Raw genomic sequence first — 1,621 nt, 5'->3', positions numbered from 1 at the left:
CTTTCCTGAGAAACTCCCTCGCCTTAGCTCGCTTTCGGTTGTAGGACGTAGCCCATCGAGTCGGCCCGGCGTGTCAGATTGTTAAGCACCCGCTGCCGATAACGCTCCTCATAGTAGGCTGCACCTGGATCGACGTACTCCGTGCCGTAGCGCAGCGTGTTGTAGAACAGCACGGCAATCTTGCGAGCGGTGGCCGTGACGGCCTTAGCCTTGCCAATGCGGGCCGACAGGCGCCGGTAGAAGCCACCTAGGGCCGTGTCGGTTCTGCCGACCGTCGTCGCGGCCAGCCGCAGCGCAGCGGCCACCTTGCTAGAGGAGCGTCGTGTCTTTGAGGAGAGGATCTTGCCGCCTGAGATCTTGTTGCCAGGCGCGAGGCACAGCCAGGATGTGAAGTGCTTCGCTGTGGGCCAGCGCGACATGTCGTTACCGCATTCGGCGACGAGCTTCAGCGCAACGTATGGTCCCAGGCCGTGAATCTGCGTGAGGTCGACGCCCAGCATGCTATACAACGCGGCACGCACATCGAATTTGAGACTGTTGGGTTGCTTCATTCGGCCACGTGGTGCGGGCAACGGCGTGGTGGGCGGTTCGACACCAGTCTGCAGGTGTCGGAGCGCCGCTTCGATTTGCTCATCGCATTGTGCAACTTGGGTTTGGTAAAAATCGTAAAGCGCCAGCGCCTGCGTGAGCTCGAACACGTGCTCGGCTTGGTAGTGGCCGATTAGGGAGTCGCGAATGGTTTCGACGGAGGCTTTGCAGCGCACGTCACGATACTTGGCGAGTTCGTCAGCACGGCGTTCGCCGGCGACGATGGCGCGGATGATCCTCATGCCGGTGACGCCTGTCACGTCCTCCACCACGTGATGCAGCTGAACGTTCATCAGCGTCAGCGCCTTCTGCATATGCTGGATATGCGCCGCGGCGTAGTCGAGCAGGCGTTCCCGTTGTCGCAGATAGGCGCGCAAGGTCGCTACATCGTGCCTTGGACGGAAGCTTGCTCGCAGCAGCCCGTACGAGTGAAGCTTCTGCAGCCATTGCGCATCGTTCACATCGGTCTTGCGCCCCGGCACATTCTTCGCGTCGCGGGCGTTGACGAGGACTACCTCGAAACCGCGCCCCTCCAAAATCTCGAACACCGGGATCCAGTAGACGCCAGTCGATTCCATCGCCACGGTGGTAATCCCGACCCGCTCGAGCCAGTCCGCAAGCTCGTGGAGCTCTTTCGTGAAACTGCGAAACGAACGCACGGGTTCGGCGTCGCGTTCGGGGCCGACTGCGACCACGTGGAACTGCGCGCCAATGTCGATGCCACCCGCATCGGGATGAATGACCGAAATGTCCGACCTGTGCTTGGTGCCTGCCGATTTTGGTGCCTTCATGCCAACCCTCCACCCATGAGAAGTGTCGAGGGCGGGACAGCGGTATTGATCACTTTCCTGAACGGGATCGCCTCGCGGCGTCACCAATGCTGGGTCCGCATCGGTCCCTGGACCATGTTTGAGAACGGGGTAGACCACCAAAAAGCTGACGGCCACGTCCCTCGACGCGCCCAGTTTAGTGCCTCTGAGTTTCTGCCCTTCGGGTAGGGGGGGCGCCCGCTTAGGAAGTTTGAGAGGATCTC

At 61.1% G+C, this 1,621-nt stretch carries 1 protein-coding gene; it reads right to left on the bottom strand.

From position 1 onward, the window contains the following. Nucleotides 1-23 precede the first annotated feature (23 nt). On the bottom strand, nt 24-1,379 hold the full coding sequence (locus MMB74_RS27255) for an IS110 family transposase (RefSeq protein ID WP_277431706.1): 1,356 nt from the start codon (nt 1,377-1,379) through the stop codon (nt 24-26). Nucleotides 1,380-1,621 lie beyond the last annotated feature (242 nt).

Origin of the sequence: Trinickia sp. Y13 (assembly GCF_029522115.1) — a bacterium.
Classification (GTDB): domain Bacteria; phylum Pseudomonadota; class Gammaproteobacteria; order Burkholderiales; family Burkholderiaceae; genus Trinickia.
This window is presented reverse-complemented; position numbering and strand designations above follow the sequence as displayed.

Bases quoted from the DNA above. Each gene is read 5' to 3' on its own strand.
- MMB74_RS27255 (WP_277431706.1), bottom strand. From the start codon at position 1,379: ATGAAGGCACCAAAATCGGCAGGCACCAAGCACAGGTCGGACATTTCG.